Origin of the sequence: Caballeronia sp., assembly GCF_028292365.1 — a bacterium.
Classification (GTDB): Bacteria; Pseudomonadota; Gammaproteobacteria; order Burkholderiales; family Burkholderiaceae; genus Caballeronia.
This window is the reverse complement of sequence record NZ_JAQGMM010000123.1, coordinates 1-5,353: the sequence shown is the minus strand read 5'-3', so window position 1 is coordinate 5,353 and position 5,353 is coordinate 1. Positions and strand designations below refer to the sequence as shown.

The 5,353-nt window shown below is 61.8% G+C and carries 5 protein-coding genes; 3 read left to right on the top strand and 2 right to left on the bottom strand.

Annotation, left to right across the window (positions count from 1 at the left end; all coding sequences use genetic code 11):
- Together JWR14_RS07555 and JWR14_RS07550 are read left to right on the top strand one after the other, a co-directional pair.
- A partial coding sequence (locus JWR14_RS07555; protein ID WP_299703894.1) for an IclR family transcriptional regulator C-terminal domain-containing protein occupies positions 1 to 555 on the top strand: 555 nt, incomplete at its 5' end.
- Positions 556 to 744: 189 nt separating this feature from the next.
- The gene (locus tag JWR14_RS07550) at positions 745 to 1,290 is read left to right on the top strand and encodes a hypothetical protein (RefSeq protein ID WP_299703892.1); all 546 of its coding nucleotides are present in this window, start codon (positions 745 to 747) and stop codon (positions 1,288 to 1,290) included.
- 105 nt (positions 1,291 to 1,395) lie between these two features.
- Here JWR14_RS07550 and JWR14_RS07545 read toward each other — a convergent pair whose 3' ends face one another.
- Entirely contained in the window at positions 1,396 to 3,780 is a 2,385-nt protein-coding gene (locus JWR14_RS07545) for a GNAT family N-acetyltransferase (RefSeq protein WP_299703890.1), read from the bottom strand.
- A gap of 284 nt (positions 3,781 to 4,064) precedes the next feature.
- On the opposite strand from JWR14_RS07545, the gene JWR14_RS07540 reads away from it, so the two are divergent.
- Positions 4,065 to 4,934 carry a LysR family transcriptional regulator gene (locus tag JWR14_RS07540; protein WP_299703888.1) on the top strand — a complete coding sequence of 290 codons (870 nt, stop codon included), beginning with the start codon at positions 4,065 to 4,067 and terminating at the stop codon, positions 4,932 to 4,934.
- A 230-nt stretch (positions 4,935 to 5,164) separates the two neighbouring features.
- On the opposite strand, the gene JWR14_RS07535 is transcribed toward JWR14_RS07540, so the two are convergent.
- Positions 5,165 to 5,353: hypothetical protein (locus tag JWR14_RS07535; protein WP_299703886.1), on the bottom strand; the 189-nt coding region annotated here is incomplete at its 5' end.

Here is a 5,353-nt window from a genome sequence, read left to right as displayed (position 1 = left end):
TTGCCGGTCATGCAGCGTTTTGCCGATCGCGCGGAGCAATCGTGTCATCTCGCCGCCTATGACCGGGGCAATTTGCTTGTGATCGCCCAGGTCGACGGGCCGGGGACATGGGGGATTTCGGTGCGGCTCGGCGCGAGGGTCGGGTTAATCGATACCGGTTCGGGCCGCGTGATCCTTGCGTTCCAGAGCGCGGAACAACGCGCGCACATGCTGGCCGAGCACACGCGTGTCAAGGGTGAGTCCGCGCTGGATCCGCTCGCGCTGGAAAATGCATACAGGCAGATTCGCGCAGATGGTTTTCTCCATAAGGAGAGTCAGCAGACCTTCGGTGTGATGGACGTGAGTTTTCCACTGCTCGGGCCGTCGGGCCAGGCGATTGCGACGCTGACGTGCCCGTATCTCAGGCGAATCGACGAATACGTGGCGCCGTCTCTTAACGAGGTCAGTGCGCAGCTTGGTGAAGCGGCAGCGGCGCTGTCGATGTTTCGCGAACCGGATGCGGAGTTCGGTGATTCGCAGGATTTAGGTGATTTACGAGATTCGAGCGCGGCTTAGGGCTGGTGGCTTAGGGCTGGCGGATTCGTTGTGATGACCCGGCCGGAAGACTCGGTTTGCTTCGTTGGAAAGATCCGGTTTTGCGGATTCGCGAGGTTCCGGATCGGCGCGACGCGTTAGAATGGCGACCCTCTCAAAAAGCGGATCGTCGCTCCACGCGACGTTTCGCGTCTTTTTCTACGCAAGGCAATGGCGAAACTCCTCTCCGATCCCGAATTTCAGCGCTTCTCCGAACTTCAGCAAAAGCAGTCCAGCTTCACGATCACAAGCGAGGAAGCGGATGAGCTGCGCGATATTGTCGCCCGTGCGCAGCAAAAGCGCGACGATCGCGCGGCCGCAATGCAGTCCATCGAAACGTTTATCAAGCAGTTCGACATTGGCGCGGACGAACTCTTTACGGCCGACCAGATCGCCGATGCCGCGCGCAATTTCGGCCTGATTCCCGCGGCGAAAAAAGAACGTGTAATGCCGCCGCAGTTGTCGTTCAACGGCAAGCCGTATCAATGGACCACTCGCGCCCTGCCCGACGACATTCGCGTTCCGCTGTTCGAAGCGTTCACGTCGGGCGCGTCGGTTAAGGCGTTCATTGCTACGCCCAAGGACGCTACGCGTTGCGCGACGACTATCGCGCGTCTGGAGCGTGAAACCGGCAGCACTTATGCCGATGCGTGGCTGGACGAGTTGGCCGTATCTCGCGCGCAGGTCGACGAAGCGCTCGCAAAGCTGCCTGCCTGATTTGAGGAGAGGCGGTCGCGGCCAGGCATGTTGCAGCACACATTCTGGGCGCTCACCACGACGGCCGGATGCCAGCATTCCTCATCTGCACGGTCTCGATAGTCTTCATGACGACAGTGCGCCGGCTTCTGCTTCTCCTCCGGCCAGCCGCATCCTGAAACCGGTCACGCCCGGATCCTCCGTGGCCGTTATCTCGAATCCCAAACGGCGCGCGAGTCCGATCATGCCGGTGTTCTCGCGCAACGCCTCGCCGACCAGCCAGCGTGTTCCGCGCGCCCGGCTATAGGCGATGATCCGAGTCAACAGCAACGTTCCCAGCCGCTTGCCCTTCTGATCCGAGCGCACCGCGACTGCGAACTCGGCCGTCTCGTTATCCGGATCGGCAACGGCGCGCACTACCCCCAATGTCTCGATAGCATCGTGTTCACCCGTGACGGCGATAAACGCCATCTCGCGGTCATAGTCGATCTGCGTCATGCGAGCGAGTTGCGAGTGGTCGAAACTGCGCACGGAGCTGAAGAACCGCAGACGCAGATCGTCCGGTGTCATTGCAGCAACGAAAGCGCTGTGGGCGGCTTCGTCGTCGGGACGGATCGGCCGCACGGTGATAAGCAAGCCGTTCCAGTCGAGCGTCTCCTCCAGTTGCCGCGGATACGGTTGAATGGCAAGCGGCGTGCGATGCGCGGCCAGCGTCAGGTGGGGTTCATACACCACGACCGCCTGACGGGTCACGCGCACCGTCAACCGCAACGCGACAATCTGCTCGATCTCGCAGACAGCCTGCGACAAGGCAGTCAACGCAATCAGCAAATTCTCCGCAGGGAGTTCGCGCGCCCTCGGCGAACGCATCACGAGGTCTCGCGCCAAAACAGGATTGAGTGGCGGAAATGCAAATTCGTGCATTGCGTCCGGCAAACCGAGTGCACCAGCAGCCTTGAACTCGAACACAGGTCCGAACACACGATGGTTCAGCAAGCGGACGTCGATTTCGATGGCATCGACGCTGCGCGGACCTGCCGACCCCGCCTTCACGACAACGCCAAACTGCGCCAGCACCCGCGACGCCCGCTCGCCGTCCAGCTCCGCGACGCCCGCCGTCAACGCCGCCATGATCTGAGCTTGCGCGCTGTCCAGCGCGACCAGGGTCTGAGGGCGCGGCCCGTCGGGCGTTTGCATCAATAGCTCGCGACCCTGGCGATAATCCACGAGCCGTGCGAAGCCCCGCGCCAGGCGTTGAGGCGTGGTATGGACGGGAATTCCGTGGGCATGCAATGCGTCGCGTGTTGCATGGTCCACGCAGCCGAAAAAGCAGGTCATCAAACCGCGGTACGCGTGGCTTTGCTGCTCGATCAGCACGCGAGCGACTTCCGCGACAGGCGCGGTGTGCGTTGGCGCGTGAACTACGAATGCTGTCCCGGTCTCGCGGTGCGGCGCCAGCGCTGCGAGCACCGCGCCGAAGTCCGCCGCGGTGGCGGTGTCTCCGAGTTGCAGCGGGTTCTCCAAACGCGCGTGCGGCAGCGCAGCGGCGACTGACACGCGCGCAGCCTCGGGCCAGAGCGCAAGCGCATCTCCAGCCGCGGCGAATGCGTCGGCAGCGAGCGCGGCCACGCCGCGATCGCTGGTGATGACGGTCGCCCGGTCGCTTGCGGCCACACGGCCCACGCCAAGGGTCTCTATTTCATCGAGCAAGTCGTCGAGTGAGTCGACCCGTACCAGGCCGGCGCGCCGGAAAGCGGCGCTGTAAAGCGCATCGAAAGGATCATCGTGGCCGGTGCGTAAAACCAGCACGGGCTTGTTGCGCGCCGCCGCTCGCGCCGCCGACATGAATTTGCGCGCCATTCGCACCGACTCGATGGCCATCAGGATCGCGCGTGTCCGTGAGTCGCTTGCGAGGAAATCGAGGATATCGCCCACGTCGACGTCAGCCTCGTCGCCCAGCGCGACCACTCGAGAAAAACCCAGGCCACGTGCGTTCGCCCAGCCCATCACGCCGTTGGTCAACGCGTTCGACGCCGATACCCATGCCACCCCCCCTGGCGCGATGGCGCATGACGGCGCCCCCAGCACCGCGCCCACAGCCGGCGTCGTCACGCCGACACTGGCCGGACCGACCACGCGCAGCAAGAACGGCCGCGCAGCCGCAAGCGTACGGCGTGTCCAGTCCCGGCCCTCCCCTTCGCCTGCCTGCCCGATGATGACCACCGCCCGCGTGCCACGCTCGCCCAGTTGGCCAACGATCTCCGGCCATGTGGGCGGTGGCGTGCATAACACCGCCACGGTCGGTATATCCGGCAAGTCGCCGATGCCCGCGAACACCGCGGCCCCATTCAACTGACGATGCTTCGGATTCACCGGCCAGACCGGGCCCGCGAAGTTGGCGGCGCTCAGCCGTGACCACACCATTTCGCCGATACTGCCCGCACGCAGCGACGCCCCGATCACGGCAATCGACTTCGGGTTGAACAGTGCATCGAGATTGCGTACGGTCATGCGGCCTCCGTCAATGGGATCTATCCAGCATAGGCGATTCCCAAGTCCCCAACTACTAGCCAGATGGCCTATGTCCCGCCTTTTCCAACGCCCGTTCTTACATTTCCTGATGCCCAATATGAGAATTCGTTTTGTCTCAACATCAACCGAACGGGCTATTGTTTCGCATCGGGAACCGAGGTAATTTGATCGAACGCGGGGCAGGAGCAATTCTGGTTCGCGGAGGAGGCATGTTTACTCGGCCACAAGAAAAACCGAGAAGGGGTGGGCGGTCAGGAATCACTATGCGACATCTTCCATCATTGATTGCGTTGCGTTTCTTCGAAGAAACGGCGCGTCATTTGAGTTTCAACCGCGCGGCGCGAGCGTTGTGCGTCACACAAGGAGCTGTCAGCCGTCAGATCAGGCTACTGGAAGAATCACTGGGCGTGAAGCTTTTCGAGCGCGACCATAGAGGAATCCGCTTAACACAGGCAGGTGTGTTACTGATGCCATCGGTAACAGAGGCATTTGACGTGATCGAGCGCGGAACGCGCCACTTGACGGGAACTTTCGAGCGCAAGCGTTTGATTGTGTCATTGCCGCCCACATTCGCCACGCAGTGGTTTTCGTCACGGCTAGGCGCACTGGCGGAACAGTTGCCGGACGTCGACCTCTCTATTCGTACGCAGGAAAGCGACGAGTGCCATTGCAGCGTGCGCTTCGGGCGAGACGCGGCAGCGCATGGGTGGTCGGAGTTGCTGATAGTGGAGCGGCATGCGTTGGTGGGATCGGCATCGTTCACCGGAACGCCGGTCGAGACCTTGCTGGATCGATTGCCCGCGCTTCACGTGCTGCACGAGGACGTGCGTCTGAACCTATGGCCGGACTGGCTGGCGAAAGCGGGATTGCCGCCGCGTTATGCCGAGAATGGTATTGAATTTTCGAATCTGCAGCAGGCGATCCATGCGGCGCGACGCGGCGTAGGCCTGGCCGTTGTGGATCTGAACATGATTGCTGATGAGTTGACCGAGGGTGCCCTCGTGAGAATGTCGGACGTCGAGATCAGCGGGCCATTCGGATACTGGCTGGACGTACCGGAAGCGCACCGCGACGCCAGCACCGTGACCGGCTTCGCCGATTGGCTGCGCCATGAAGCTGCCCTGCCCGTTTGAACAGCAGTCTCAATCTACGCTGGAAGTACGATAAGAAGCGCAGCCGGGAACATCGTCCAACTGCATGCTTACCGGTATGAAATGGTGAAGGTTGGATGTGCATTCGCCGCTCCGCTGCGGGCATTGCCTCACGCAGATAAGCAGGACAGTCGTGCAAATTCAGCAGCGTTGGGGAATGATTCGAATCACACTATTTCGCTCGTGTGTTCAAACGTCAGCACGACCAGACTCTACCGCGCAACAGTCACCGGCATCGCTGCATTGTGCGCACCCGTCTCCCCGCTCGCTTGCATTTCACTTCCCGGCACGCAATGCGATTGCAGCGACAAATACCCGGGGTTATAAGCCTTCGCATCTTTCTTCGGCAGCGTATAAGCAATCCGGCATTGCTCCACCGGGCCGCTGCCCCACTTCACCGT

What these genes read in the sequence shown, in the direction of transcription:
- JWR14_RS07550 (WP_299703892.1), top strand. Translation starts at nt 745, where the DNA reads ATGGCGAAACTCCTCTCCGATCCCGAATTTCAGCGCTTCTCCGAACTT.
- JWR14_RS07545 (WP_299703890.1), bottom strand. Translation starts at nt 3,780, where the DNA reads ATGACCGTACGCAATCTCGATGCACTGTTCAACCCGAAGTCGATTGCC.
- JWR14_RS07540 (WP_299703888.1), top strand. Translation starts at nt 4,065, where the DNA reads ATGCGACATCTTCCATCATTGATTGCGTTGCGTTTCTTCGAAGAAACG.